The sequence below is a fragment of the Mesorhizobium metallidurans STM 2683 genome, from assembly GCF_000350085.1.
Lineage (GTDB): Bacteria > Pseudomonadota > Alphaproteobacteria > Rhizobiales > Rhizobiaceae > Mesorhizobium > Mesorhizobium metallidurans.
The window spans coordinates 62905-89256 of the sequence record NZ_CAUM01000013.1 but is presented as its reverse complement, the minus strand read 5'-3'; the positions used below and the strand labels follow the sequence as shown (position 1 = coordinate 89256).

30 protein-coding genes are annotated in these 26352 nt (G+C 62.5%); 13 read left to right on the top strand and 17 right to left on the bottom strand.

What is annotated here, in order from left to right; genetic code table 11:
• Positions 1 to 112: 112 nt before the first annotated feature.
• The gene (locus MESS2_RS03360) at positions 113 to 613 is read right to left on the bottom strand and encodes a DUF721 domain-containing protein (RefSeq protein WP_008872665.1); all 501 of its coding nucleotides are present in this window, start codon (positions 611 to 613) and stop codon (positions 113 to 115) included.
• Between the two features lie 52 nt (positions 614 to 665).
• Between MESS2_RS03360 and mutY the strand changes: the two genes are divergently transcribed.
• The 4 genes from mutY (at position 666) to vapC (ending at position 3370) form a co-directional block, all read left to right on the top strand.
• Entirely contained in the window at positions 666 to 1844 is a 1179-nt protein-coding gene (gene mutY, locus MESS2_RS03355) for an A/G-specific adenine glycosylase (protein ID WP_008872664.1), read from the top strand.
• Positions 1845 to 1978: 134 nt separating this feature from the next.
• Positions 1979 to 2590 (top strand): HAD family hydrolase, encoded by a 612-nt coding sequence (locus MESS2_RS03350; protein WP_008872663.1) that lies wholly within the window; start codon positions 1979 to 1981, stop codon positions 2588 to 2590.
• A 181-nt stretch (positions 2591 to 2771) separates the two neighbouring features.
• Positions 2772 to 2984 (top strand): type II toxin-antitoxin system VapB family antitoxin, encoded by a 213-nt coding sequence (locus tag MESS2_RS03345; protein WP_008872662.1) that lies wholly within the window; start codon positions 2772 to 2774, stop codon positions 2982 to 2984.
• Positions 2981 to 3370: a type II toxin-antitoxin system VapC family toxin gene (gene vapC / locus MESS2_RS03340; RefSeq protein ID WP_008872661.1), complete on the top strand. Its 390-nt coding sequence runs from the start codon at positions 2981 to 2983 to the stop codon at positions 3368 to 3370. The genes MESS2_RS03345 and vapC overlap by 4 nt, the downstream gene beginning before the upstream one ends.
• Before the next feature lie 114 nt (positions 3371 to 3484).
• Here the strand turns inward: vapC and MESS2_RS03335 are convergent, their stop codons facing one another.
• The gene (locus MESS2_RS03335) at positions 3485 to 4618 is read right to left on the bottom strand and encodes a site-specific DNA-methyltransferase (RefSeq protein WP_008872660.1); all 1134 of its coding nucleotides are present in this window, start codon (positions 4616 to 4618) and stop codon (positions 3485 to 3487) included.
• A gap of 179 nt (positions 4619 to 4797) precedes the next feature.
• On the opposite strand from MESS2_RS03335, the gene MESS2_RS03330 reads away from it, so the two are divergent.
• Positions 4798 to 5487 carry an HAD family hydrolase gene (locus tag MESS2_RS03330; RefSeq protein WP_008872659.1) on the top strand — a complete coding sequence of 230 codons (690 nt, stop codon included), beginning with the start codon at positions 4798 to 4800 and terminating at the stop codon, positions 5485 to 5487.
• 39 nt (positions 5488 to 5526) lie between these two features.
• Here MESS2_RS03330 and MESS2_RS03325 read toward each other — a convergent pair whose 3' ends face one another.
• A complete protein-coding gene (locus tag MESS2_RS03325) occupies positions 5527 to 6249 on the bottom strand; it encodes a hypothetical protein (protein ID WP_008872658.1) in 723 nt (240 codons plus the stop codon).
• 127 nt (positions 6250 to 6376) lie between these two features.
• Here MESS2_RS03325 and thrC point away from each other — a divergent pair, with 127 nt between their 5' ends.
• Genes thrC through MESS2_RS03305 form a run of 4 tightly spaced genes read left to right on the top strand, consistent with a single transcriptional unit; the run spans position 6377 to position 12586 of the window.
• The gene (gene thrC, locus MESS2_RS03320; RefSeq protein ID WP_040591979.1) at positions 6377 to 7774 is read left to right on the top strand and encodes a threonine synthase; all 1398 of its coding nucleotides are present in this window, start codon (positions 6377 to 6379) and stop codon (positions 7772 to 7774) included.
• Positions 7775 to 7788: 14 nt separating this feature from the next.
• Positions 7789 to 9081 (top strand): M16 family metallopeptidase, encoded by a 1293-nt coding sequence (locus MESS2_RS03315; protein ID WP_008872656.1) that lies wholly within the window; start codon positions 7789 to 7791, stop codon positions 9079 to 9081.
• Positions 9082 to 9097: 16 nt separating this feature from the next.
• Positions 9098 to 9694 carry a GNAT family N-acetyltransferase gene (locus tag MESS2_RS03310; RefSeq protein WP_008872655.1) on the top strand — a complete coding sequence of 199 codons (597 nt, stop codon included), beginning with the start codon at positions 9098 to 9100 and terminating at the stop codon, positions 9692 to 9694.
• 3 nt (positions 9695 to 9697) lie between these two features.
• Positions 9698 to 12586: an EAL domain-containing protein gene (locus tag MESS2_RS03305; protein WP_008872654.1), complete on the top strand. Its 2889-nt coding sequence runs from the start codon at positions 9698 to 9700 to the stop codon at positions 12584 to 12586.
• Positions 12587 to 12649: 63 nt separating this feature from the next.
• Here MESS2_RS03305 and MESS2_RS03300 read toward each other — a convergent pair whose 3' ends face one another.
• A complete protein-coding gene (locus MESS2_RS03300) occupies positions 12650 to 13258 on the bottom strand; it encodes a YqgE/AlgH family protein (protein WP_008872653.1) in 609 nt (202 codons plus the stop codon).
• Positions 13259 to 13473: 215 nt separating this feature from the next.
• On the opposite strand from MESS2_RS03300, the gene MESS2_RS03295 reads away from it, so the two are divergent.
• From MESS2_RS03295 to MESS2_RS03285, 3 genes are all read left to right on the top strand, one after another.
• On the top strand, positions 13474 to 14280 hold the full coding sequence (locus tag MESS2_RS03295) for a protein-disulfide reductase DsbD domain-containing protein (RefSeq protein ID WP_008872651.1): 807 nt from the start codon (positions 13474 to 13476) through the stop codon (positions 14278 to 14280).
• 163 nt (positions 14281 to 14443) lie between these two features.
• A complete protein-coding gene (locus tag MESS2_RS03290) occupies positions 14444 to 14926 on the top strand; it encodes a peroxiredoxin (protein ID WP_008872650.1) in 483 nt (160 codons plus the stop codon).
• A 38-nt stretch (positions 14927 to 14964) separates the two neighbouring features.
• Positions 14965 to 15441, top strand: a complete 477-nt coding sequence (locus tag MESS2_RS03285) for a DUF2938 domain-containing protein (protein WP_008872649.1) — start codon at positions 14965 to 14967, stop codon at positions 15439 to 15441.
• Between the two features lie 108 nt (positions 15442 to 15549).
• Here the strand turns inward: MESS2_RS03285 and MESS2_RS03280 are convergent, their stop codons facing one another.
• The 13 genes from MESS2_RS03280 to coxB all read right to left on the bottom strand — a co-directional run bounded on the left by MESS2_RS03280 (position 15550) and on the right by coxB (position 25372).
• Positions 15550 to 15861: a type II toxin-antitoxin system RelE/ParE family toxin gene (locus MESS2_RS03280; protein ID WP_008872648.1), complete on the bottom strand. Its 312-nt coding sequence runs from the start codon at positions 15859 to 15861 to the stop codon at positions 15550 to 15552.
• Entirely contained in the window at positions 15851 to 16132 is a 282-nt protein-coding gene (locus MESS2_RS03275) for a ribbon-helix-helix domain-containing protein (protein WP_008872647.1), read from the bottom strand. Before MESS2_RS03275 ends, MESS2_RS03280 begins: the two co-directional genes overlap by 11 nt.
• A gap of 104 nt (positions 16133 to 16236) precedes the next feature.
• Entirely contained in the window at positions 16237 to 16776 is a 540-nt protein-coding gene (rnhA, locus tag MESS2_RS03270; protein ID WP_008872646.1) for a ribonuclease HI, read from the bottom strand.
• The gene (locus tag MESS2_RS03265) at positions 16773 to 17735 is read right to left on the bottom strand and encodes a homoserine kinase (protein WP_008872645.1); all 963 of its coding nucleotides are present in this window, start codon (positions 17733 to 17735) and stop codon (positions 16773 to 16775) included. Before MESS2_RS03265 ends, rnhA begins: the two co-directional genes overlap by 4 nt.
• Before the next feature lie 7 nt (positions 17736 to 17742).
• Positions 17743 to 18747 carry a 4-hydroxy-3-methylbut-2-enyl diphosphate reductase gene (ispH, locus tag MESS2_RS03260; RefSeq protein WP_040591963.1) on the bottom strand — a complete coding sequence of 335 codons (1005 nt, stop codon included), beginning with the start codon at positions 18745 to 18747 and terminating at the stop codon, positions 17743 to 17745.
• Between the two features lie 91 nt (positions 18748 to 18838).
• On the bottom strand, positions 18839 to 19594 hold the full coding sequence (locus MESS2_RS03255; protein WP_008872643.1) for an SURF1 family protein: 756 nt from the start codon (positions 19592 to 19594) through the stop codon (positions 18839 to 18841).
• Positions 19591 to 19977 carry a DUF983 domain-containing protein gene (locus MESS2_RS03250; RefSeq protein ID WP_008872642.1) on the bottom strand — a complete coding sequence of 129 codons (387 nt, stop codon included), beginning with the start codon at positions 19975 to 19977 and terminating at the stop codon, positions 19591 to 19593. The genes MESS2_RS03255 and MESS2_RS03250 overlap by 4 nt, the downstream gene beginning before the upstream one ends.
• 141 nt (positions 19978 to 20118) lie before the next feature.
• Positions 20119 to 21000, bottom strand: a complete 882-nt coding sequence (locus tag MESS2_RS03245; RefSeq protein WP_008872641.1) for a cytochrome c oxidase subunit 3 — start codon at positions 20998 to 21000, stop codon at positions 20119 to 20121.
• A gap of 1 nt (position 21001) precedes the next feature.
• Positions 21002 to 21631: a cytochrome c oxidase assembly protein gene (locus MESS2_RS03240; protein ID WP_008872640.1), complete on the bottom strand. Its 630-nt coding sequence runs from the start codon at positions 21629 to 21631 to the stop codon at positions 21002 to 21004.
• A 1-nt stretch (position 21632) separates the two neighbouring features.
• On the bottom strand, positions 21633 to 21794 hold the full coding sequence (locus MESS2_RS03235; protein WP_083918346.1) for a hypothetical protein: 162 nt from the start codon (positions 21792 to 21794) through the stop codon (positions 21633 to 21635).
• Positions 21795 to 21796: 2 nt separating this feature from the next.
• Entirely contained in the window at positions 21797 to 22741 is a 945-nt protein-coding gene (locus tag MESS2_RS03230) for a heme o synthase (protein ID WP_008872638.1), read from the bottom strand.
• Between the two features lie 74 nt (positions 22742 to 22815).
• Positions 22816 to 24468, bottom strand: coding sequence for a cytochrome c oxidase subunit I (ctaD, locus tag MESS2_RS03225; protein WP_008872637.1), 1653 nt, complete (start codon positions 24466 to 24468; stop codon positions 22816 to 22818).
• A gap of 37 nt (positions 24469 to 24505) precedes the next feature.
• Positions 24506 to 25372 (bottom strand): cytochrome c oxidase subunit II, encoded by an 867-nt coding sequence (coxB, locus tag MESS2_RS03220; protein ID WP_167332426.1) that lies wholly within the window; start codon positions 25370 to 25372, stop codon positions 24506 to 24508.
• A 376-nt stretch (positions 25373 to 25748) separates the two neighbouring features.
• Here coxB and MESS2_RS03215 point away from each other — a divergent pair, with 376 nt between their 5' ends.
• Positions 25749 to 26333 (top strand): invasion associated locus B family protein, encoded by a 585-nt coding sequence (locus MESS2_RS03215; protein ID WP_083918336.1) that lies wholly within the window; start codon positions 25749 to 25751, stop codon positions 26331 to 26333.
• Positions 26334 to 26352 lie beyond the last annotated feature (19 nt).

Genomic DNA, 26352 nt, shown 5'->3' with positions numbered 1-26352 from the left:
AATGCAAAGGCTAGAAAAGGCGAGAGTTGGTGCGAATTAAGGCATCGCCATCCCCATTCCAATCGCCAAACTTTTTGGGCGCGATCACGAATACGCGAGATTGGCGACAGTACTATGGCTTTCTTTGGCTGAGAATAGTCGCGCCAAGCCGTTCCAGCGAGGCGCGCAGTCCATCGTCCTCGATCTTGCCGACTGTTCGCGAAAGCTTTGATTTTTCCGCATCATTGAGTGGTCTGGCGGCCGGTTTCGGGCGGAGCTTTTGCGACAGAACCGGCTTCTGCACGATCCTGATCCGGCCAATGGCGTTGAAGCCAAGGAAGGCATTGACCCGGTTGATGATCTCGCCGGTCTCGTGCTGGAGATGCAGCGCGGCCATGCCTTCGCAGGCGATGACCAGCACCGCCGGCTCGAACGGATCGCCTTCATGCATGCGGCGCGGCCACTGGATCTTTTCAGGGCGCGAGCGGCCGGCGAGTCTTGGCCCGGCAATCTCTTCCCATGATTGGACAAGGCCGATCGACATGCCGGCCCGCTTGCGCAATACCGGATCGAGGATCTCGGTGGCGAGATCGCTCACCGGAACGGGATTGCCGAAGGGCCTTTTCCCTGCCATGTGCGTTCTCCAGTCACAACCTTCGCCGAGCGGTTAGGCCAGTCCTCGATCAATGGCACTGCACGACCAGACCCGCAAGTCCGCATCACAGGACAGCAGCAAAGCTGCGTCCGGGGATACCAGCAAAGCTGGATCCGGAGACAGCAAAGCCGCGTCCGGGGGGAGCGGCCATATCGCGTCTCGCCTGCTCGGCTGGTACGATATGCACCACCGCGACTTGCCCTGGCGCATCGCGCCGCGCGACCTTGCGCGTGGCATACGGCCCGATCCCTACCGCGTTTGGCTTTCCGAAGTCATGTTGCAGCAGACCACGGTCGAAGCGGTGAAATCCTATTTCCGAACCTTTGTCGGAAAATGGCCTGATGTCGAGGCATTGGCGGCGGCCTCGACCGAAGATGTCATGAAGGCCTGGGCCGGGCTCGGCTATTATTCCCGTGCACGCAATCTCAAGGCCTGCGCCGATCTCGTCGCACGGCAAGGCGGCCGGTTTCCGGACACGGAATCAGGCCTGAAGGAACTGCCCGGCATCGGCGCCTATACGGCGGCGGCGATCGCGGCGATCGCCTTCGACCATCCTGCCGCGGTCGTCGACGGCAATGTCGAGCGGGTTGTTTCGCGATTGTTTTCGATCGCAACGCCGCTGAGCGAGGCCAAGGCCGAGATCCGCGCGCTTGTCGAATGCATGGTTCCGGACAAAAGACCGGGCGATTTCGCCCAGGCGATGATGGATCTGGGCGCGACAATCTGCACGCCGCGCCGGCCGCGCTGCATGCTTTGTCCGCTGCGCGAGGATTGCAGCGCCACCGTCTCGGGCGATCCCGAGCATTTTCCGGTGAGCCTGCCGAAGGCGGAAAAGCCGTTGCGGCGCGGCGCCGCCTTCGTCGCCGTCAGGGCCGATGGCGCCGTTCTTTTGCGAAAACGCGCGGAAAAAGGCCTGCTCGGCGGTATGACCGAGGTGCCGACGACCGGCTGGACCGCGCGGATCGACGGCGCCACCACGGACGCTGCGGCACCCTTCCCCGGCGACTGGCGGCCTGCCGGGCGGATTGGCCACGTCTTCACCCATTTCGCGCTCGAACTCGACGTGTTCAAAACGGCGACCGATTGCGCCGCTCCAGCGGGACATTTCTGGTCGCTGGCCCATGAAATTTCCGGGGAAGCCTTACCCACTGTCATGAAAAAGGTAATCGAAGCGGCGATACCGGGCGCGACCAAAGCGCGTCGCGTGTGACTTGATCGTACCGCAACAACGCGCTTTGGATTGTTTGTTTTATGCATGTCGTGTTCCCAAAACCGCTGCACACTTTTGGGCGACATGCACCAAGAAGCAACGCCCGCATTGAATTGCATTGAATGAGGACGACAATGACTGAAATCCGCCACATCGTTTTCGACATCGGCAGGGTGTTGATCCACTACGACCCGAACCTGCCGTTCAGCCGTCTCATTCCGGATGCCGAGGAGAGAAAGTGGTTTTTCGACAACGTCTGCACGCATGACTGGAACGTCGAGCAGGATCGCGGACGGGCATGGGAAGAAGCCGAGGCGCTGCTGATCGCCGAGCATCCCGACCATGCTGAAAACATCCGCGGTTTCCGCCGCCACTGGCACGAGATGGTGCCGCATGCCTATGAGGACAGCGTTGAGATCATGGAGAAGCTGATCGACAGCGGCCACGACGTCACCATGCTGACCAATTTCGCCTCCGACACGCTCGCCGAAGCCCGGCAGCGTTTCGACTTCCTCAACCGTCCGCGCGGCGTGACCATTTCGGGCGAGATCGGCCTGATCAAGCCGGATCGCGGCATTTACGATCATCACGTCGCCACGTTCGGCCTTGAGCCGGCGGCCACATTGTTCATCGATGACAGTCCGAAAAATGTCGAAGGCGCCAAGGCGGCCGGCTGGCAGTCGGTGCTGTTCACCGACGCAAAGACGCTCGAAGCGGACCTGCAGCGCCTGGGGATCACCGTGTGACCCCGGGGATCACCGTGTGATTTGAATCACTTCGACAAGCCGATTGATAACCCGCTTCAAGTTTGCGCGACAATATCGAAGATAGTCCCCTCTTTCGTCGTGACGACTGTCGGCGTGACGGCTTGTTGGTCGAGAGCAGAATGTGTATATTTGGTCCAATTTATACACATCGAGCATTGCCATGCGAACCAACATCGAACTCGACGACAAACTGATCGCGGAGGCCATGGCCGCCTCCGGCCTCAAGACCAAGAAAGCGACGATTGAGGCGGCCTTGCGCGTTCTGATACGCCGGCACCGGCAAGATATGGCTATCGCCGCACTTGCTGGCGCCGGCTGGGACGGCGATCTTGAAACCATGCGGGAAGGTCGTTCGCCCGATCAGCGTCGATGATCGTCGTAGACAGTTCCGTCTGGATCGCCCATCTCCGCAACACGGACAGCGTCTCGGTAGGTAAGCTCAGGCATCTCGACGACACTCAGGAGATTCTGGTCGGAGACTTGATCCTGCTGGAGGTGCTACAAGGCGCGCGCAACGAACCGCATGCCCAACTGATTGAGCGGAACCTTCGACAGTTCGCCATTGTGCCGATGCTGGATCCGGCGACGGCAGTCGAAGCTGCCCGAAACTACCGCATGCTCCGGCATCGGGGCATCACCATCCGCAAGACAATCGATATGATCATCGGCACATTCTGCATCCAGGGCGGACACGCGCTGCTGCATGACGACCGAGACTTCGACCCGATGGTTCATTACCTCGGTCTGCAACTCGCTTGACGAAGACCCGACGACGGGACCGGCGGAACGCTTCGCGGCACTTCTCGGGTCAAGAAAGCACGATCCTGCTTCCTTCGGAAACGATGTGCAGAGAGATCGCCATAGCGGTTATTGTCAGGCCCCTGCCCGCTCCATGCCGAGGCGGGCGATGCGGCGGAGTTCGTCGATCGGGGTCAGGCCGCCGCTGCGCTCGTAGTGCCAGAAGGTCCAGCCGTTACAGGCGTCCAGCCCCTGCACTTCGGCGCCGATCTTGTGGATCGATCCGGCGCTGTCGCCGATCGCCACCGTGCCGTCGGCGCGCACCTTGGCGGCCCAGCGCTTCTTGGCATCATAGAGCGTGGCGCCCGGCTGCATCAGCCCGGTGTCGATCAGGCTGACAAAGGCGACGCGCGGCTCGGCGCGCTTGCCGGTGAGCACGGTGAGATCCGCTCCGTCCAGCGGCCGGACGGCATCGATGCGTTCATTGGCGGCGTCGATATAGGCCTGCTCGCGCTCGATGCCGACGAAATGGCGGCCAAGGCGCTTGGCCACCGCGCCGGTGGTGCCGGACCCGAAGAAGGGATCGAGCACGATATCGCCTGGCTTCGTCGAAGCCATCATGATGCGGGCAAGCAAGGCTTCCGGCTTCTGCGTCGGATGCAATTTGTCGCCATTGTCGTTCTTCAGCCGCTCGCCGCCAGTGCAGATCGGGAACAGCCAGTCGGAACGCATCTGGACGTCGTCGTTCGACGCCTTCAGCGATTCGTAGTTGAAGGTGTAGCCCTTGCCCTTCTGGTCGCGCGAGGCCCAGATCATCGTCTCATGGGCGTTCTGGAAGCGGCGGCCGCGGAAATTCGGCATCGGATTGGTCTTGCGCCAGACGACATCGTTGAGGATCCAGAAGCCGAGATCCTGCATCCTGGCGCCGACCCGGAAAATATTGTGATAGGAACCGATGACCCAGATAGTGCCATTGGGCTTCAGCACGCGCCGCGCCGCCAGCAGCCAGGCCCGGGTGAAGGCGTCGTAAGCCTCGAAACTCTCGAACTGGTCCCAGTCGTCGTCGACCGCATCGACCTTGGACTGGTCGGGCCGGTGCAGGTCGCCGTCAAGCTGCAGATTGTAGGGCGGATCGGCGAAGATCACGTCGATGGATTTTTCGGGCAGCCGGTCGAGCGCTGCGACGCAGTCGCCTTTGAGGATCGTATCCAGCCACTCGGATTGGTGAGGAGCATGGGAAAGCTCGTCGAGAAGACGCACGGCAGACATTGTTACACCCAAGGCACGCGTTACTGTTTACTCCCCGTTATGGTTACCGATCAGCGTAAATATTCGGTGAAGGCCGCAGGATCCGGACCCGGTAATTTGCGCCAGCCGGCCCATTGGTGTATGCCCGCGCCGCCCGGGCTTTCTCGGGCCAATGCCCGCCCTCCCGCTTCCGGACCGCCATGCCACAGCCAGACCTTGTTATCTTCGATTGCGACGGCGTGCTCGTCGATTCCGAAATCATCGCCGCGCGCATCGAAGCCGAGCTTCTGACCTCGGCCGGCTATGAGATATCGGCCGAGGAGATTGGCGAAACCTATGCCGGGCTGACCTTCAAGGACATCATGATGCGGGTCGAGGAGAAGTCGCGCATCCCGTTCCAGGCCTCGCTGATCGACCGCGCCGAGGAGCTGGTCGACCGCAAGTTGCGCAGCGACGTTCGCGCCATCGATGGCGTGCGCGAGGCGGTCGCCGCGGTGACGGTGCCGCGCTGCATTTGCTCGAACTCGCGCTCCGAGCGGATCGAGTTCATGCTGGAGAAGGTGCATTTGCTGCCGTTCTTCACCGGCCGGATTTTTTCGGCGATGGAAACACCGACCGGGAAAACCAAGCCGGCCCCCGACGTGTTTCTCTATGCCGCGGAAAAGCTCGAGGCCGATCCGCAAAACACCTTCGTCATCGAAGATTCCGTGCATGGCGTGACCGGCGCCAGGACGGCGGGCATGCGCGTCATCGGCTTCACGGGAGCCAGCCACAGCTATCCCGGCCACGCCGATGCGCTGACCGAGGCCGGCGCCGAAACGGTCATTCGCCGCTGGGCCGAGGTGAAAAGCGTTATCGCCGCCCTGTCGGAATGGTCGGCGGACGCGTAAGGCATGCGCCTCCGTCTGGAGGCGCGGTTCCAACCGCCGCTATTGCGTTGCGGCAACCTTCTTCTTGTCGCTCTTCTTCGGCGAGGCTTCATCATAGCCGGCAAACGCCTGGTAGTCCTTAGCGCCGGGCTCGGGAACGACGACGCTGGAATCGGTGAAGATGAACTGGGTAGCCGTCGAAGGGTCGGTAACCTGGACCTGATATTGGTGAAGCTGCGAGTAAAGGACCTCGGTGCCACGCATCACGGCGACACGGATCGGCATGGTGATGGCGCCGGGACTGAACATCGGCCCCGGAACGATTTTGCCGGCGACGCCGATCTTCATCGACAACTGGCCGTTGGCGCGGCTGCAATCGCGGGTCACGTCGGTGATCGAGGCCTGGTAGATGATCTTCGTCGGATCTTTCTGCGGATCAACTATGGTGCCGTCCGGCGCAGGCTGGTCGGCCTGTGCTGCGTCAGCGGCGGCGTCGGCCTTCTTTTTCGGCCTCGGGCCGCTCTTGGCATAGGTGTTGAAGAAAGCGGTACCGTCACGCAGCGTCACTTTCGGGCAATAGGCCAGCAATTGGCTGGAGAGAACCTTGGGGTCCGGAGGCGGCGGCGGCGACGTATCCTTCTTGCCGAAGCCGAGGATGCCATTGTCGCTCGATTGGCAGCCGGCGGCGGCAAGCATAAAGCCGGTGAGCGCCAGACCCGCGACAAAGCGACGGTTAAATGGGCGATAATAAAATGGGCGACCGTTGAACGAACAAAACGCCATGAACTGCTCTTCCCTCTCGCAAAGCCGGTGACGTATATCAACCGCGCGGCAAAAATGCGACTGAGCCAGCGTAGAAATTAACCACTTTGCCGGGATGGAGCCGCCCGGCGGCAATGGACATGTGACGATGCAATATGTGAGTACCCGCGGGGAAGCGTCCGTGCTTGGTTTTTCCGACGCGGTGATGGCTGGACTGGCGCGCGACGGCGGGCTTTACGTGCCCAGTGCCTGGCCGCATCTTTCGGCAGCCGAAATCCGCGCCATGCGCGGCCTTGCCTATCCAGATCTCGCCATTCGCGTGCTGGCGCCGTTTCTGGGCGGCGAGATCGCGATGCCGGTGTTCGAACAGCTGGTTCGCGAAGCCTATGCGACCTTCCGTCACGAGGCCGTCTGCCCACTGGTGCAGACCGGTCCCAACACATTCGTCCTCGAACTGTTCCATGGCCCGACGCTGGCTTTCAAGGACGTAGCCATGCAGCTTCTCGCCCGGCTGATGGACCATGTGCTGACCGAACGCGACCAGCGTGCAACAATCGTCGGGGCCACGTCAGGCGACACCGGCGGGGCTGCCATAGATGCCTTTGCCGAGCGCGCCCGCACCGACATCTTCGTTCTGTTCCCGCATGGCAAGGTCTCGCCGGTGCAGCAGCGGCAGATGACGACATCCACCGCCGCAAACGTCCACGCGCTGGCGATCGAAGGCAATTTCGACGATTGCCAGGGCCTGGTGAAGGACATGTTCAACGACCACGGCTTTCGCGACCGGGTGTCGCTGTCCGGGGTCAATTCGATCAACTGGGCCCGCATCATGGCCCAGATCGTTTATTATTTCTCGTCGGCGCTGTCGTTGGGCGCGCCCGACCGGCCTGTCTCCTTCACTGTGCCGACCGGCAATTTCGGCGACATCTTCGCCGGCTACGCCGCCAAGAAGATGGGCCTGCCGATCGAGCGGCTGATCATCGCGACCAACGACAACGACATTCTGGCGCGCACCCTGTCGAGCGGCGAATACCGCACGAAAGGCGTCTTTTCGACGACCTCGCCGTCGATGGACATTCAGGTGTCGTCGAATTTCGAGCGCCTGCTGTTCGAGGCGGCCGGCCGCGATGCCTCGACCGTGCGGCGCTACATGAACGGGCTGAAACAGTCCGGCGCCTTCACCATCGAAGCGGCGGAGATCGCCAGGATCCGCGCCGAATTCGATGCCGGCCGTTCGACGATGGACGAAGTCGCCGCCACCATCCGCTCGACGCTTACGGCCAGCAACTACCTGCTCGACCCGCACACCGCCGCGGCCATGCATGTTGCCGCCGCAATGGCCGCCAACACTGTGCCGATGGTGGTGCTGGGCACCGCCCATCCGGCAAAGTTTCCGGCTGCCGTCGCAGACGCCTGTGGCGTGTCGCCCGCCCTGCCCGCATGGCTAGGCGGGTTGATGACATCAGAGGAAAAATACACGGTACTTCCATCCGACCTGAAAATGGTGGAAGATTACGTTAGCCACCACACGCGGGCGGCAAGTTAGGGAGTACCAGCTATATGGGTGTTGAGGTAAGCCGTCTGTCGAACGGCCTGACAGTCGCCACCGAAACCCTTCCAAGCCTCGAATCAGTTGCTCTTGGTGCCTGGGTCAAATCAGGCGCCCGCAATGAGCGTGACGAAGAGCACGGAATGGCCCACCTGCTTGAGCACATGGCGTTCAAGGGAACCAGGCGGCGAAGCGCTTTCGAGATCGCTTCGGAAATCGAGGATGTCGGCGGCGAGATCAATGCCGCCACCAGCGTCGAGACAACCTCCTATTATGCAAGGGTGCTGAGCGACGACGTGCCGTTGGCCGTCGACATCCTTGCCGACATCCTGCAGGAGTCCGAATTCGATCCGCAGGAGCTGGAACGCGAGCAGCATGTGATCCTGCAGGAGATCGGCGCCGCGCACGACACGCCCGACGACGTCGTCTTCGATCGCTTCACCGAGACGGCCTTCCGCCACCAGACGATCGGCCGCTCCATCCTCGGCACGCCGGAAACCGTCAAATCCTTCACCTCGAAGCAACTGCACAAATTCATCGAACGGCAATATGCCGCCGAGCGCATGGTGATCGTCGCCGCCGGCGACATAAAGCACGACAATTTCGTGCGTGAGGTCGAACGGCATCTCGGCGGCTTCCGCGCCAAGGCCGAAGGCTACATTCCGCAATATGCGCAGTATGTCGGCGGTGATTTCCGCGAGGACCGCGACCTGATGGACGCCCAGATCGTGCTGGGATTCGAAGGCCGCGCCTACCATGTGCGCGACTTCTACGCCTCGCAGGTTCTGTCGATGATCCTTGGCGGCGGCATGTCGTCGCGTCTTTTCCAGGAGGTCCGCGAGAAGCGCGGCCTGTGCTATTCGGTCTATGCCTTCCACTGGGGCTTTTCCGACACCGGCATATTCGGTGTCCATGCCGCGACCGGACAGAGCGACATCGCCGAACTGGTGCCCGTCATCATCGACGAACTGCAGAAGGCCGGCGAGAATATCCTGCAGGAAGAACTCGACCGGGCGCGCGCCCAGTACCGCGCCGGACTGATCATGTCGGCCGAAAGCCCGGCCAGCCGCGCCTCGCAGATCGCCCGGCAACTGCTGCTGTTTGGCCGGCCGATCGCCAAGGAAGAGCTGATGGAGCGGCTGTCGGCATTGACGATTGATCGTCTGACGGACCTGTCGTCGCGGCTGTTCTCGACCAAGCCGACGCTGACCGCTGTCGGACCGGTGGGTACGCTCGCGCCCTATGAAGCGATCCTCGACTCGCTTTCGGGCACGCAGACCACGGCCCGCAAGCTCGCCGTCTAAGCCTGTCCAGGCGCCCGTGTTCGCGCTCCCTTTCTTTCGCCGAGACCTGCCGGCGCTGAAGGGTGACCAAGTCACGCTGCGCGTGCCGCTGACCAACGACTATCGCGAATGGACGGCGCTGCGCGGGGAAAGCCGCGCCTTCCTCGAGCCGTGGGAGCCGCGATGGACCCCCGATGAGCTCGACCGCACTTCATGGCGCCATCGCATCGGCCGCTACCGCGAGGACTATGCGCAAGGAACGGCGATCGCCTTCTTCATCTTCGAGAAAGGCAGCGGCAAGCTTGCCGGCGGCATCACGCTCGGCAACATCCGCCACGGCGTCGCGCAAAGCGGCCATATCGGTTACTGGATCGGCGAACGCTACAGCGGCCGCGGCCTGATGACCGACGCGGTCAAGGTCGTCTCACGCTTTGCCTTCGATACGCTGAGGTTGCACCGGATCGAAGCTGCCTGTATTCCCGACAACGCCCGGTCGATCCGCGTGCTTGAAAAAGCCGGATTCCGGCGCGAAGGACTTCTGCGATCCTACCTCAGGATCAACGGCATCTGGCAGGACCACTACCTCTACGCCCGGATCGCGGACGATCCGCCTGGCGCGGGAACGAAGGACTGATTTTTGACGAATTTCCTGCGAATCGGGCCGCTGTTCGCCTTTGTCCTGGCGGCAATCGTCACGCTTGGCGCGGTGTCCCCGGCCTTCGCCGTCGAACCGATCAAGATCGCCCGCGACGATGTGGCGCTCGACCTTTCGGGCGCCGTCGAAATCTATCGAAACCAGGGCGAGAACTTCCAGGTGTCGACTGCGCCTGGGCCTGACGGCATCGTGCGGCGCATCGAGGTCGAGGCCAACGATGCGCGTTCGACCGGCGACTGGGCGGTGTTCGCACTGGCCAACACCACGGACCAGCAGCTCGACCGGCTGATCGTCGCACCGCATTTCCGGCTGGTGAATTCCGGCATCTTCTGGCCTGATCTCGGCTCGACCCGCATTGCCGCGATCACGCCGAGCGAAGGCTTCGCGCTCGACCGCCAGACCAGCCCCGACGCCGATGTGTTCCGGGTGACGCTGAACCCCGGAACGGTGGTCACCTTCATCGCCGAGCTTGCCTCGCCCAAACTGCCGCAGGTCTATCTGTGGGATCCGGAATCCTACAAGGACTCGGTCAATTCCTACACGCTGTTTCGCGGCATCGTCATCGGCATCGCCGGGCTGCTGGCACTGTTCCTGACCATTCTGTTCGTCGTCAAGGGAACCTCGATGTTTCCAGCGACGGCCGCGCTCTCCTGGGCGGTGCTCGCCTATATCTGCGTCGATTTCGGCTTCCTCAACAAAATCATAGAAATATCGCCCGGCAATGAGCAGATGTGGCGGGCCGGAACGGAGGTGGCGCTGGCGGCGACCTTCGTGGTCTTCCTGTTCGCCTATCTCAACCTCAACCGCTGGCACGGCCATTTCAGCTACGGCGCGCTGGTCTGGATCCTGGGGCTGGTGCTGATCGCCGGCGTCGCCATCGTCGATCCGGCGGTCGCCGCCGGCATTGCCAGGATTTCCTTCGCCGCCACCGCGCTGACCGGGCTTGGCCTGATCATCTTCCTCGGCATACGCGGCTACGACCGGGCGATCATGCTGGTGCCGAGTTGGGTCATGGTGCTGCTATGGCTGTGCGGGTCGTGGATGGCGGTCACCGGCATGCTCGACAACGACATCGCCCAGCCGGCGCTGGGCGGCGGGCTGATCCTGATCATCCTGTTGATCGGCTTCACCGTCATGCAGCATGCCTTTGCCGGCGGCGCGCTGCATCAGGGCCTGTTCTCCGACCTCGAACGCCAGGCGCTGGCCGTCGCCGGATCGGGCGACACGGTGTGGGACTGGGACGTGCTGCGCGACCGCGTCGTCACCAAGCCGGATGTCAGCATCCAGCTCGGGCTGGCGCCCAACAGCCTCGGAGGTGCTGCCCGCAACTGGCTGCCGGTGCTGCATGCCGACGACCGCGACACTTTCCGGACCACGCTCGACGTGGTGCTCGAACACCGGCGTGGCCGCGTGGCGCAGAATTTCCGCCTGCGCGGCGCCGACGGGCACTATCACTGGTTCTCGCTCAGGGCGCGCCCGGTGATCGGGTCGGACGGCGAGGTCCTCCGCTGCGTCGGCACGATGGTCGACGTGACCGAGCAGAAGAAATCCGAGGAGCGGCTGCTGCACGACGCCGTGCACGACAATCTGACCGGCCTGCCGAACCGCGAGCTGTTCATGAACCGGCTGGAGGCGATCATTTCGATCGCCCGCACCGAAGACAAGGTGCGCCCGACCGTCTTCGTCATCGACATCGACCGCTTCAAGCAGGTCAATGACGGGCTCGGCATCTCGGCCGGCGACACCATCCTGCTCACCATCGCGCGCCGGCTGCACCGGCTGCTCAAGCCTAAGGATTCGCTGTCGCGCTTTGCCGGCGACCAATTCGCGCTGATGCTGTTGTCGGAGCAGGATCCTGCCCGCATCGCGGCCGTGGCGGACGCCATCAAGCATGCGATCAACAACCCGATCACCTTCGCCAAGCGCGAAATCGTGCTGACCGCTTCGATCGGGCTGATCACCTGGACCTCGGCGCAGACTTCGGCCGAGGACATGGTCAAGGACGCCGAGCTTGCCATGCATCAGGCCAAGCGCTTCGGCGGCGACAGGATCGAGCCGTTCCGCCCGGCCTTCCGCACCGTCGGCACCGACCGGCTGCAGCTCGAATCCGATCTGCGCCGCGCCATCGAGCGGCGCGAATTCACGCTTGCCTACCAGCCAATCGTGCGGCTGGAAGACGGCAGCGTTGCCGGGTTCGAGGCGCTATTGCGCTGGGACCATCCGCGCCGCGGCATGATCCCACCGGCGGATTTCATCCCCGTCGCCGAAAGCTGCGGGCTGATTGTGCAGCTTGGCCTGTTCGCCATGCAGCAGGCGGCCGAAGACCTCGCGGCATGGCAGAAGCAGATCGGCGACGCGCCGCTGTCGGTTTCGGTCAATCTGTCCAGCCGCCAGCTCATCCGCCGCGATCTGGTGAGCGACGTCCGCTCGGTGATCGCGCGCGCCAATCTGAAGCCCCGTTGCTTCCGCCTCGAACTCACCGAATCGCTGGTAATGGACAATCCCGAACAGAGTGCCCATGTGCTGACCAAGCTGAAGCAGCTCGGCATCGGCCTGTCGCTGGACGATTTCGGCACCGGCTATTCATCGCTGGCCTATCTGACGCGCTTTCCCTTCGACACGATCAAGATCGACAAGAGCTTCGTCGACGACGCGACGCCGAAGCGCGCGGTGCTGCTCAAATCGATGGTCAGCATGGCGCACGATCTCGGCCTCTCGGTCGTGGCCGAAGGCATTTCGGATGAAAGCGACGCGCTCGAACTGCGCCAGATGGGCTGCGAATACGTGCAGAGCTTCATGTTCGGCGCGCCGATGCCTGGCGATCAGGTGCTGAAGACGCTGAAGGAGCAGTATCCGCTGACTCAGGCTTGACTGGATTTCAGGTGTAAGTGTCGCTGTGCAAAAGATTAGCTCTAGATGATGATGTTGGAGCATTCAGGCGTGACCGGCGGCCACGCTGAGATGCGCCAGGTCGATACCGATGGAGGCGAGGATCCGGTCGTATTTGCGCTCGATGTCGGTATCGAACAGAAGCTCGGCACTTGCCGGGCAGGTCAGCCAGCCGTTCTCGGCGATCTCGGTTTCCAATTGTCCCGCGCCCCAGCCCGAATAGCCGAGCGCCATCAGCGCGTGCCGCGGCCCGCGGCCCGACGAGATCGCGCGCAATATGTCGACGGTTGCGGTCAGGCAAATATCGTCGGACACGGTCAGCGAGGATTCCACCCGGTAGTCGCCCGAATGCAGGACAAAGCCGCGGCTGCGATCGACCGGCCCGCCATTGCGCACGACGAAATCGCGGGCCTGCGCCGGCAGGCGGATCGCCTCCTGCTCGTTCATGATGCCAAGCTGCACGAGCAGGTCGGGAAACAGCATCTGCTGCGTCTGGTTGATGATCAGCCCCATCGCGCCTTCGTCGCTATGCGCGCAAACATAGATGACGGAGCGCGTGAAACGGTCGTCCTTCATGCCGGGCATGGCAATCAGGAACTGGTCGTCGAGGAAGCCGCGTGCGGCAGCCGTCTTCTTGTGGCGCAACAAGTCCATCAAGGGAGGGTAACGCGTTTCCGCACCGCCGAAAAGATGCGCAGCGCGCGATTTGGCCAAAGCTCTGCACCCGAGGCCATGCGAAACTGTGCCCGAGTCACGCGAAGTCGCGTGCCCGGGTCACGCGAAGCCGCGTGACCGAGGTCACGCAAATATGATATCAGCGACGCCATGAAATCATTGCACAGCCATCAACTGACGCTCAAATCAGCGCCATGCAAAGCTTGAGAATCCTGCTGCTCGGCGCCGCTGTCGGATTGGGAACAGGTCTTCCCGCGGCCGCCTCATCGTCGATCTGGTACAACAGCGAAGGCGGCAAGGTGCGGCTGGTGACGAGCGGCAAGCCCGACGAAGCCGGGCGCATCCACGGCGTGCTCGATATCGCGCTCAAGCCCGGCTGGAAGACCTATTGGCGCGATCCGGGCGACGCCGGCGTGCCGCCGCAGCTCGATATCTCGGCCAGCACCAATATTGCCGACGCGACTTTTTCGTTTCCACCGCCCCAGCGTCACGACGACGGCTACGGCAAATGGGCCGGCTACGACCATCCGGTCTCGTTGCCGGTGACGTTCACGCTGTCGGCGCCGAACCAGCCGGCCGTCATCGATGCCAATATTTTTCTCGGCATCTGCGAGACGATCTGCATTCCGGTGCAGACGAGGCTGACCGTCGACCCCGGCTCCGATCCGGACAATGCCGAGGACGCCGCGCTGGTGAAGGCTGCCCTTGCAACGCTGCCCACCCCCGCAAGGCCCGATTTCGGCATCAATATCTTGCCGGGCGACCACGAGACGCTGATCGTCGAGGCGAGCTTTCCCGGCGATCCGGCGGCGGCGGATTTCTTCGTCGCCGGCGAACGCGATTACATGTTCGGTGCCCCTGCGCGCGGCGAAAAGGACGGCAAGCTGGTGTTTACGGTGCCGATCCTCGACCGGCCGTCGACAACACCGACGGATGGCGGTCTCTACTATACGCTGACCAGCGCCGAAGGCGCTGTCGAGGGACTTCTGCCGTTCCCCTAGGGGTTGTTTGCTTCATGCATGTCGCCCAAAACCGCTACGCAATTTTTGGGCGACATGCATTGATGCTGGCCGCTCTGATGCCGGTTGCCGGCCAGTTGCGGGGACAGGTCTGGTCCGCTAGATCGGGACACCTTCTTCCCATTCTTCCCAAGCGAGAGAGACAATGACCATTTCCGTTGGCGACAAGCTGCCCGAAGCGACTTTCAAGACGATGACCGCCGACGGCGCCAAGGCGATCACGACGGCCGAGATTTTCTCCGGGAAGAAAGTGGTGCTGTTCGCCGTTCCCGGCGCCTTCACGCCGACCTGCAGCAACAACCATCTGCCCGGCTATCTCGACAATTACGACGCCATCCTGGCGCGCGGCGTCGACACGATCGCCGTCGTTGCCGTCAACGACGTTCATGTCATGGGCGCCTGGGCCCGCTTCACCGGCGGCGAAGGCAAGATCCTCTATCTGGCCGACGGCAATGGCGATTTCGCCAAGTCTGTCGGCCTTGACGCCGACCTCTCTGGCGGCGGCATGGGACTGCGCTCGAAGCGATTTTCGATGATCGTCGACAACGGCAAGGTCGCGGCGCTCAATGTCGAGAGCAAACCGGGCGTCGGCACATCAGGTGCGGCTCACATTCTCGGTCAGCTTTAGCTTCCGTTGGCCATCGCCTGCTTGGGGGGACTTCGGTGATGTTTGATATCTTCTGGCGCGCAGTGGCAATCGGCGTCGGCGCCACGGTGTCGATGGATATCTGGGCGATTTTCCTCAGTTTGGCGTTTGCCCAACCGCGGCCGAACTGGGGACCGGTCGGCCGCTGGGTCTGGCATCTGCGTGAGAAAGTCTTTCACGACGATATCGGCAAGGCCGCACCCTATGCGCATGAAGCGGCGCTGGGCTGGGCGTTCCATTATCTTGTCGGCATCGCCTACGGCATCATTCTTGTCGTCCTGGCGGGATCGGCATGGCTCAACACGCCGACCTTCCTGCCGGCCTTCATCCTCGGCATTGTTACCGTCGGCGCGGGCTGGTTCCTGCTGGCGCCCGGCATGGGCGCCGGCTGGGCTGCCTCAAAGCGCCCCAACCCGATGCAGATCCGGGCCCTCAACCTGGTGTCGCATACAGTGTTTGCGCTCGGGCTTTACGGGACGGCGCTGCTGATCCGCTGAGCGCCTAAAGCGCGTCGCGTTTGACCATCCTCATGCGACGCGCTTTAGGTCGTTGTCATTATGCATGTCGTTATCGCAAAACCGCTGCACACTTTTGCGCGACATGCATTAGAATAAACGGTTCAAATCTCGTCGCGCGTCCACCACACGGATAATCTCAACCCACTCAACAGCGCCTTCGTCCGTGTCTGGAGACGTTTCATAGAGCAATACAAACGGCGCCTCCACCAGCATTCGCGCCGAGGGCCGGATATCCGGTCGCCTCAAACCCATTCGCGGCTGATCCGCCAGTTGCATGGCCCGCTCTTCTATCCGATCATAATAGCGGTCGGCTGCCTGTGTATTTTCGGCGCCTATGGTCACATAGATGTCGATAAGGTCGGTCCTAGCCGCAGGCGACCAGACTATCTTAACGGCCATTCGGCGAAGCTTCCATCAGCTTCAGCCGAGCTTCCTTTCGCAAGGCGTCGAAGTCCACGGGTTCGGGTTTCCCGCTTGCCTTGCCTTCGTCCCACAGCTGCCTCAGACGGCGCACATCCTCATGCCGCAGTTCACGCTTGGCCAGCCAGTCCCGCATCGCTTCGCGCACAATCTCGCTTGTGGTGGCGTACTCGCCCGCTTCCACAGCTTCGCGCATGACGGCCGCCTGTTGCGGGGTCACGGCCACACTCATTTTTTCCACGCCTGCCATGACGCCTCCTTATTGCTCTTTGGTAGGAAATATTACTCCTATCACACCCTTGGAGCAACAGTTCGTCGTCAGCCACCGACATCGCGGCGCGGCATCTCAGAGCCTCAATAACTCTGGGTCGAGCGTCGGACAGGTTTTGATGCGGGCTTTTTCGGTGAGGCAGCTTCTTTCGCCGGCGTGGCTGCGGGCGCGGGCCTCGCTAGCCTGGGCTTGAACGGCGCCATGCCTTCCCGCGCCAGTTCGTCGGCACGCTCGTTCTCGGCATGGCCGGCATGGCCCTTGACCCAATTCCAGGTGACCTTGTGGCGCCTGTTGGCCTCATCGAGCGCCTGCCAGAGTTCACCGTTCTTCACCGGCTTCTTGTCGGCGGTCTTCCAGCCGTTCTTCTTCCAGCCATGGATCCATTTGGAAATACCGTCCATGACATATTTGCTGTCGGTATGAAGATCGACCTCGCAAGGCTCCTTCAGCGCGTTCAGCGCCGAGATGGCGGCGAGGAGCTCCATGCGGTTGTTGGTGGTTTCGGCCTCGCCGCCCGACAGCTCTTTCGTTTTGCCGTTGAAGCGCAGGATCGCTCCCCAGCCGCCTGGTCCAGGATTGCCCGAGCAGGCACCGTCGGTGAAGATTTCAACGTGCTTGTTCATGTCAGTCCGTATTCGGAGGAAGAGCTGATCGCCCGGTGGAAGCGCATGCGCCTGATATATTCGGTCGGATCGCGTTTCATGACCAGACCGCCATCGGGAACAGTCAGCCAGTCGTAGAGCCGGGTCAGCATGAAGCGCAGCGCCGAGCCGCGCGCCAGCATCGGAAGTGCGGCCTTCTCGCCGCCGCTCAAGGGCCGAACGCTCTGGTAGCCGGCAAGCAGCGCGGTGCCCTTGGTCAGGTTGAAGGAGAAATCCTTTTCGAAGCACCAGGCGTTGAGGCAGGTGGCGACATCATAAGCGTACAGATCGTTGCAGGCGAAATAGAAGTCGATCAGGCCGGACAGCTTCTCGCCGAGAAAGAAGACGTTATCGGGGAAAAGATCGGCGTGGATGATGCCTTGCGGCAGGCCCTTCGGCCAGTTGCGCTCGAAATCGGCGAAGTCGGCGTCGACCTCGGCTGCCAGTCCCGGCTCGACCTCGTCGGCGCGGACATGGGACGCGCTCCACAGCTTGCGCCAGCCATCGATGGCAAGCGCGTTCTGCCGGGTCATCGGAAAGTCGGCGCCGGCCAGATGCAGCGCCGCCAGCGCCTTGCCGACTTCCGCGCAATGCGCCGATGTCGGCCGCCGCAGCGAAAGGCCTTCGAGGAAGGTGATGATGACGGCCGGCCGGCCGGCAAGCGTTCCGATGACGCCGCCGTCGTGCGCGGTCACCGGAAGCGGGCACGAAATGCCCTTCCTGGCGAGATGGCCCATCAGGCCGAGGAAGAACGGCAGATCTGCCTTGTCGACGCGCTTTTCATAGAGCGTCAATATGTAGGAGCCGCTGGTCGTGTGGAGCAGGAAATTCGAATTCTCGGTGCCTTCGGCGATGCCCTTGTAGGACAGCAGGTCGCCGACCGGATAGGCATTCAGGAACGCGCCGAGCTCGCCTTCATTGACATCGGTATAGACCGCCATGGGCTGTTCACGCGGCTCCGTTGACGAAAGCCATGTCGGCCTTCGTCAGTTCGACATCGCGCAGCACCCGCATGACGGGGAAATCCTCGGTTTCCGTCGCCGTGATCGCCAGATCGATGGTCACGTCGAAGCGCTGGCGGAACGCATCGATGATCTCGTCGACGATGATTTCCGGCGCCGAAGCGCCGGCAGACAGGCCGAGCGTCGAGATGGCGCCGATGTCATTCCATGGAATCTCGGAGGCGCGCTGCACGAGAAGCGACATCGAGGCGCCGGCCCGCTCCGCCACTTCGACAAGACGCCGCGAGTTGGAGGAATTGGGCGCGCCGACGATCAGGAAGAGATCGGCGCCCGCGGCGGTCTCCTTGACCGCTTCCTGGCGGTTGGTGGTGGCGTAGCAGATCGATTCGGCGGCCGGCGCATGCAAATCGGGAAAACGATCCCTGAGCGCCCGGATGATGCCGGCGGTGTCCTCGACCGACAGCGTCGTCTGGGTGACGAAGCCGAGCGCCCGCGGGTCGGCGGGCACCAGTTTCGCGGCGTCGGCTTCGGTCTCGACCAGGGTGACGGCGCCATCCGGCAGTTGGCCCATCGTGCCGATCACTTCCGGGTGCCCGGCATGGCCGATCAAAAGCACATGGCGGCCGAGCCGCTGATGGCGCATCGCCTGCTTGTGAACCTTCGACACCAGCGGGCAGGTGGCGTCGAGATAGAAGAGGTTGCGCGCCACAGCGTCCGCCGGCACCGACTTCGGCACGCCATGCGCCGAAAAGACGACCGGGCTCTGGCGATGCTGCGCCGGGATCTCGGACAATTCCTCGATGAACACCGCGCCCAGGCTTTGCAGCCCTTCGACGACGTAGCGGTTGTGCACGATCTCGTGGCGCACATAGACCGGCGCGCCGTATTTCTTCAGCGCCAGCACGACGATCTGGATGGCGCGGTCGACGCCGGCGCAAAAGCCGCGCGGCTGGCAGAGCCGGATCGTCAGCGGTGGCTTGGTCTGAAGCATGATTGCGGGCCGGTTGATCGGATCGTGGACTCGTAAACTCAAGCGCGAAATGAGGTGCGCACCCCTGCCCTGTCAAGGGCGGCGACGGCGATCATGTCTCTTTCGCCGGGTGGCGCAGCTTGATGATGAGGACCGCGGCCAGTGCCGCCGCAAGGCCGTACCAGGTGAAAGCATATTGCAAATGGCTGTTCGGCAGATCGATGATGGTGACGCCGCCGACCGGCAATCCGCCGGGGTTTGGCGCCTTGTCGGCGTCGATGAAGAATGGCACCAGGCGAGCCCCGGCCGGCAGGCCGGCGCTCTGCGCCATCGCGTCGCGGTCCTTCCAGTAGAAGATGTTCTTCTTCGGATCGTTGTCGGGAAGCATCACCGAGGGCTTCGCCGGCAGCGGGTTGCGGGCCAAGCCCGTCACCGTCACTTTGCCCGCTATTTGGCCTTGTGGACGCTTGGTCGCGTCCTTCAAATCGTAAGGCACGAAGCCGCGATTGACCAGGACGAAACGGCCGTCGTCCAGCTCAAGCGGCGTGAAGACGTCGAAACCGGAAGCGCCTTCCCAGGTCGCGAAGAAATGCCGCTCGCCTTGATGCAGGAAGGTGCCGGTCGCCGTCACCGGCGTGTAGTCGACATCGCTGCTTGACGCGAATTCGTTTTCGACCTCGGCCAGCGGCCGGGGCGCGGAATGCGTGCGCTGGCCGATGGTCTGCAGAAGACCTTCCTTCCAGTACAGACGCTGGACCTGCCAGGTGCCGAGCGCCAAAAGGAAAAGGAACAGCACAAGGCCGAGGCCAAGCAGCAATGCCGTCTTCGGCCGCGAATGGGCGGCAATGGAACCGGATGCTTCGCTCATTCGCCGCGGTCCAGCGTGCCCTCGGCCGCCTTGTTGCGGTATTGCAGCGTCAGGAGCACGCCCTTGATCAGCCTGAGCGCCGTCAGGCACAGAACCAGCGCCAGCGGTATCCACAGCAAGAGATGCAGCCAGAGCGGCGGGCTCAGCGTCACTTCCGTCCACAGCGCCAGCCCGACGACGATGAAGCCGATGATCAGGATAACGAACACCGCCGGTCCGTCGCCGGCATCGGCGTAGGAATAGTCGAGGCCGCAGTTGACGCAGCGCTTGCCTACGGTGAGGAATCCGGAAAACAGCCGTCCCTCGCCGCAACGCGGGCAGCGGCCGTGCAGGCCAGCCGAAATCGGATCGACCGGTGGCCAGATCGCCTTGTCTTCACTCATGCCATCATCCTTGAAGCATGATCTCGTCCGAAAACCTGCTCCCACTTTTCGGGATCATGCTCAGACCTTAATTCGCTTTGCCGCAAAAGATAAGGCGGCCACGTCGCCGCAGCCGCCTCATCAAGTTCCGGAAGCCCTTTGTCAGCCGCCTTCGATCATCGCGCCGTTCGAGGCCCAGACATAGATGGACGCGAACAGGAACAGCCAGACCACGTCGACGAAGTGCCAGTACCAGGCGGCGGCCTCGAAGCCGAAATGCTGCTTGGGCGTGAAATCGCCTTTCATCGCGCGGACCAGGCAAACAGCCAGGAAGATGGTGCCGATGATGACGTGGAAACCGTGGAAACCGGTCGCCATGAAGAAAGTGGCGCCGTAGATGGAATCCCTGAAGGCGAACGGCGCATTCATGTACTCGTAGGCCTGCACCATGGTGAACAGTATGCCGAGGCCGACAGTCAGCACCAGGCCGTTGATCAGCCCCTTGCGGTCGCCATGGATGAGCGCGTGATGCGCCCAAGTCACCGTGGTGCCCGACAGAAGCAGGATGACGGTGTTGTAGAGCGGCAGGTGGAAGGGATTGAGAACTTCGAGGCCCTTGGGCGGCCAGACGCCACCGGTGAAGGCGGTGCGGGCGTATTGCTGTGCCTCGCCGGGAAACAGGCTGGCGTCGAAGAAAGCCCAGAACCAGGCGACGAAGAACATCACCTCGGAAGCGATGAACATGATCATGCCGTAGCGCAGATGCAGCGACACGACACGGGTGTGGTGGCCTTCATGCGCTTCCTTGATGGTGTCCGACCACCAGGCGAACATGGTGTAGACGACGATCAGGAGGCCGATGAAGAACAGCCAGGGATTGGCGATGTTGTAGCCGAAGATCGGGAAGTCGCCGGCCTTGAGATACTGCATCAGGCAGACGCCGCCGATCGCGGTCACCAGCGCGCCGACCGAACCCAGGAAAGGCCACGGGCTGGGGTCGACGAGATGGTAGTCATGCTGTGGTTTTGCGTGCGCGTCTGCCATGTCAACCCCCGAGGCTTCCTTCGGTATTTGAAATCTTGTTGCTGCTTTCGACCGGCACCGACGGCGCCACCGGCTTTTTCTTCTCGACCGGGAACATCGTGTAGGACAGGGTGATGGTACTCAAGTCCTTCAGTTCCGGCACGTTGACGATGTCGGGATCTACATAGAACACGACCGGCATGTCCAGCGTCTCGCCGGGCTTCAGCGTCGTGTTGGTGAAGCAGAAGCACTCGACCTTGTTGAAGTAAGGCCCCGCCAGTTCCGGCTGCACGTTGAAGGTGGCGCGGCCGGTGGTGGCGCGGCTGAACTTGTTGGTCGCACTGTAATGCGCCTGCGTCGTCTCGCCTATCTTGATGGTGACCGAGCGGGCGACCGGCTGGAACTGCCAGGGAACGCCGGCCGTGTTGGCGTCGAAGCGGATGGTGATATCGCGGTCGAGCACGCGGTCGGCATATTGCTGGGTGGCGCGCTTGACCGTGCCGCCATAGCCGGTCACCTTGCAGAACATCGCATAGAGCGGCACCGCGGCGTAGGCCATGCCGATCATGCCGGCGAAGAAGGCGACGCACACGCCCGCGACGATGCGGTTCGTGTTCTTCTTCTTGGGATCGGTCACGGTGTCGCGGTTCATCTCACATTGTCCCGGCAAGGTTGTGGCCAAACTTCACGACGGTGGCGACATAGAAGATGACGACAAGCAACGCCAGCGCCACGCCGATGGCGACCGAACGATTGCGCCTTGCCTTCTGCTGACGTTCGGTCAGCGAAACGAGTTCAAGATTCTTGTCAACCATGGTCATGCTCCACCGACCGCCAGCGCGCGCCCGACAACGCAATCGGCGAGATAGACGGCGAAGATGGCGAAGAGATAAAGCAGCGAGTAGCCGAACAGAGCCTTGGCCGGTCTCATCACCTTGTCGTCCGCCGCCATGCGCAGCACCTTCCAGGCATACCGGACGAAGCCGGCGCCAAGCAGGGCCGCGACGACGCCATAGGCAGGCGTGGTGAAGCCAAGCGCCCATGGCAGCACGCCCACCGGCGCCAGGATCAGCGCGTAGGCAAAGATCTGGCGCCTGGTCGATGCCTGGCCAGCGACATTCGGCATCATCGGGATGCCGGCCCTGGCATAATCCTCGGACTTGAAGAGAGCGAGCGCCCAGAAATGCGGCGGCGTCCACAGGAAGATGATCAGGAACAGGATGAGGCTTTCCAGGCTGACCGTCCCGGTCGCCGCCGCCCAGCCAATGACCGGCGGAATGGCGCCGGCGGCGCCGCCGATAACGATGTTCTGCGGCGTCCAGCGCTTCAGCCACATCGTGTAGATGACGGCATAGAAGAAGATGGTGAAGGCGAGCAGCGTGGCCGACAGCCAGTTGACCAGCACGCCGAGCGTCATCACCGACATCACCGAGAGCACCAGGCCGAAGCTCAGCGCCTCGCCGGGCAGGATGCGGCCAGCCGGCACCGGACGGCTGGCGGTTCTGGTCATCACCGCATCGATATCGGCATCGTACCACATGTTGAGCGCGCCGGAAGCGCCGGCGCCGATGGCGATCGACAGGATCGCGATCACCGCCAGAAGCGGATTGACGGTCACGGGCGCGGCGACCAAGCCGACAAAGGCGGTAAACACCACCAGCGACATGACGCGCGGCTTCAGCAGGGCAAAGAAATCGCCCGCCGTCGCTTCCGACATGTGGAAGCCCGCTTCGTCAGTCAATCTCTTGTCGACAAGGGCCATGCGTACTTAAGTCCATCATTCCGTTGGCCAAAACCGCCGGGCGAGCCGGCGATTTCGTATTCGCAGGCAACTGCCTATTTGATCTTCGGCAGCTGTTCCCACTGGTGGAAGGGTGGCGGCGAAGGCAGTTGCCATTCGAGTGTCGTCGCACCCTCGCCCCATGGATTGGCACCGGCCACCCGCTTCTTCTGGAAGGCCTCGAACACGCCGTAGAGGAAGATGACCACGCCGACCGCCGAGATGTAGGAGCCGTAGGACGACACCATGTTCCAGCCGGCGAAGGCATCCGGATAATCGATGTAGCGGCGCGGCATACCGGAAAGGCCGAGGAAATGCTGCGGGAAGAAGATGAGGTTGACGCCGACGAAGGTGACCCAGAAATGGGTGTTGCCGATGACAGGCGAATACATGTAGCCGGTCATCTTCGGGAACCAGTAGTACCAGCCGGCGAAGATGGCGAAGACCGCGCCAAGCGACAGCACGTAATGGAAGTGCGCGACGACGAAATAGGTGTCGTGCAACGGGCGGTCGAGGCCGGCATTGGCGAGCTGAACGCCGGTGACGCCGCCGACAGTGAACAGGAAGATGAAGCCGATCGCCCACAGCATCGGGGTCTTCAGCGAAATCGATCCACCCCACATGGTGGCGATCCAGGAGAAGACCTTCACGCCTGTCGGTACTGCGATGACCATGGTGGCGAAGACGAAATAGCGCTGCGTGTCGAGCGACAGGCCGGTCGTATACATGTGGTGCGCCCAGACGATGAAGCCGACGGCGCCGATCGCGACCATGGCGTAGGCCATGCCGAGGTAACCGAACACCGGCTTTTTCGAGAAGGTCGAGACGATGTGGCTGATGATGCCGAAGCCGGGCAGGATCAGAATGTAGACTTCCGGATGGCCGAAGAACCAGAACAGGTGCTGGAACAGGATCGGATCGCCGCCGCCGTCCGGCGTGAAGAAGGTGGTGCCGAAATTGCGGTCGGTCAAAAGCATGGTGATGCCGCCGGCCAGAACCGGCAGCGACAGCAGCAGCAGGAAGGCGGTGATCAGCACCGACCAGGCAAACAGCGGCATCTTGTGCAAGGTCATGCCAGGCGCACGCATGTTGAAGATGGTGGTGATGAAATTGATGGCGCCGAGGATGGAGGAGGCGCCGGCGATGTGCAGCGACAGGATGGCCAGATCCATCGCCGGTCCGGGCTGGCCCGATGTCGATAGCGGTGGATAGATCGTCCAGCCGCCGCCGACGCCGTAGGCGCCGGGCGCGCTTGGCATGAACATCGAGGTGAGCAGCAGGATCAACGCCGGCGGCAGCAGCCAGAACGAGATGTTGTTCATGCGCGGGAAGGCCATATCCGGCGCGCCGATCATGATCGGTACCATCCAGTTGGCAAAGCCGCCGATCAGCGCCGGCATGACCATGAAGAAGATCATGATCAGCGCATGCGCGGTGGTGAAGGCGTTGTACATGCTTTTGCCGCCGTCGATGGCGGCGTCGCCGTTCATGCCGTAGACCATTTGCGCCAGGCCGGTGAATATCTGGATGCCCGGCTCCTGCAGCTCCATGCGCATGACGACCGAAAGCGCGCCGCCGAGGCAGCCCGCGATGATGGCGAAGATCAGGTAGAGCGTACCGATATCCTTGTGGTTGGTCGAATACACCCAGCGGACCCAGCCATGATAGGGCTTGTGGTCGTGATCGTCGTGAGCTGCAGCCTTTGCCATGTTCCGCTCCGTTCCCTGATCTTTCCTGGCCGCGGCATCAGTTGCCGGCGGCCGCTACCTTGTCTGCGCTGTCGACCTTGGCCATCAGTGCCTTGTTGGCGCCGGGCAGGTCGGTCCTGGCCGCTGCCAGCCAGGTGTTGTACTGCGCGTCGGAAACGACGCGGATCGCGATCGGCATGAAGGCGTGGTCCTTGCCGCAGAGCTCCGAACACTGGCCGTAATAGAGGCCTTCCTTCTCGGCCTTGAACCAGACCTCGTTAATGCGGCCGGGAACCGCGTCGGTCTTGATGCCGAAGGACGGCATGGCGAAGGCGTGGATCACGTCGGTCGCCGTGACCAGCACGCGCGTCATGGTGTTGACCGGCACCACCATCTCGTTGTCGACGGCAAGCAGGCGCGGATAGACGGCGCGATCTTCCTTGCCGGCCGCCGCGCGGTCGGCATCCGTGAGGATTGCGGAATTGAAGGAAAGCGTCTTGTCGACCTGATATTCGTAATCCCAGTTCCACTGGTTTCCCGTCGCCTTGATGGTCAGCTTGGCTTCTTCCGGCGGCGTGTATTGCGCGGTGAGCAGCTGGAACGAGGGAATGGCGAGGCAGAGCAGGATGACGACCGGCCCGACGGTCCAGATCACCTCGATCAGCGTATTGTGGCTGGTCTTGGAAGGAACCGGGTTTACGCTCGCGCGGAACCTGAAGATGCAGTAGGCGAGCAGAAAAAGCACCAGGGCGGTGATTGGGACGACGAACCACATCGAATAGTTCCCGAACCACTCGATCTGCCGCATAATGTCGGTCGCCGGAGGCTGAAAGGTGGTTTCCCAGGGTTGCGGCTGGGCCGCATGAGCGGACGCGCCGGTGAAGAACGCGGCGGCGGCGCCAGCACTTGCCAGGAATTTTCTCATCGCCCTCATCATCTCCCAGTTCCTCGCGATCGGACCGCAAGACTATCGAACAGGACGGGACGGGAATCCCGGACAGTCCCAAGGGTGGTTCAAACCATACTCTATTTCCCTCCGCAAGAAAGGAGCGGAGGAAACCGTGCGGCATTTTTGCGCGCAAGCCCCGGCCGCGCCGTCGGGGTGACAAAACGCCCTCCACCGATCACCGGCGCGTGAACAGCAGCGACTGCTCCGGAGCGATGCGCCGGGCGGTCGCAATTCGGGCGAATTTGCTAGGGAAAAGCGCATAAACGCCCAGATCGGGGCAGACCGGCAGCGGTCTCATCCTTTACTTGGCCTTGGCGCGGCTTAAAGTGCCGTGATTCGCAATGGAGCCGTCATGACCTCTGGGCTTTCGAGACTTGGGCTTTCGAGACTTGGGTATTCGAGACTTGGGTATTCGAGAACCTTGGCGAAGTTCGTCTTTCTCGCAGCGTTTGGCATTGGCCTGTCGGGGGGCTTGTCCGGCATCGGCCAGGCCAGCGCCGCGCAGCCAAGCGGCACGGTCAAGTCGACGCATGGCGCGTGGTCGATCATCTGCGACACGCCGGCCGGCGCGACTTCAGAACAATGCGTGATGATGCAGAATGTCGTCGCCGAGGACCGCCCCGAAATGGGGCTTTCCGTCGTCGTGCTGCGCACCGCCGACAACAAGGCCGAGATCCTGCGCGTGCTGGCGCCGCTCGGCGTGCTGTTGCCCAACGGGCTCGGTCTCAATGTCGACGGCAAGGATATCGGCCGCGCCTATTTCGTGCGTTGCTTCCAGGATGGCTGTTACGCCGAGGTCATTCTTGAAAAACCGCTGCTCGACACGCTGAAGAGCGGCACCTCGGCCACCTTCATCGTCTTCCAGACGCCGGAAGAAGGCATCGGCATTCCCGTCGACCTCAAGGGTTTTGCCGACGGCTTCGCCGCCCTGCCCTGAAATCTGGGTTCCGCATCCA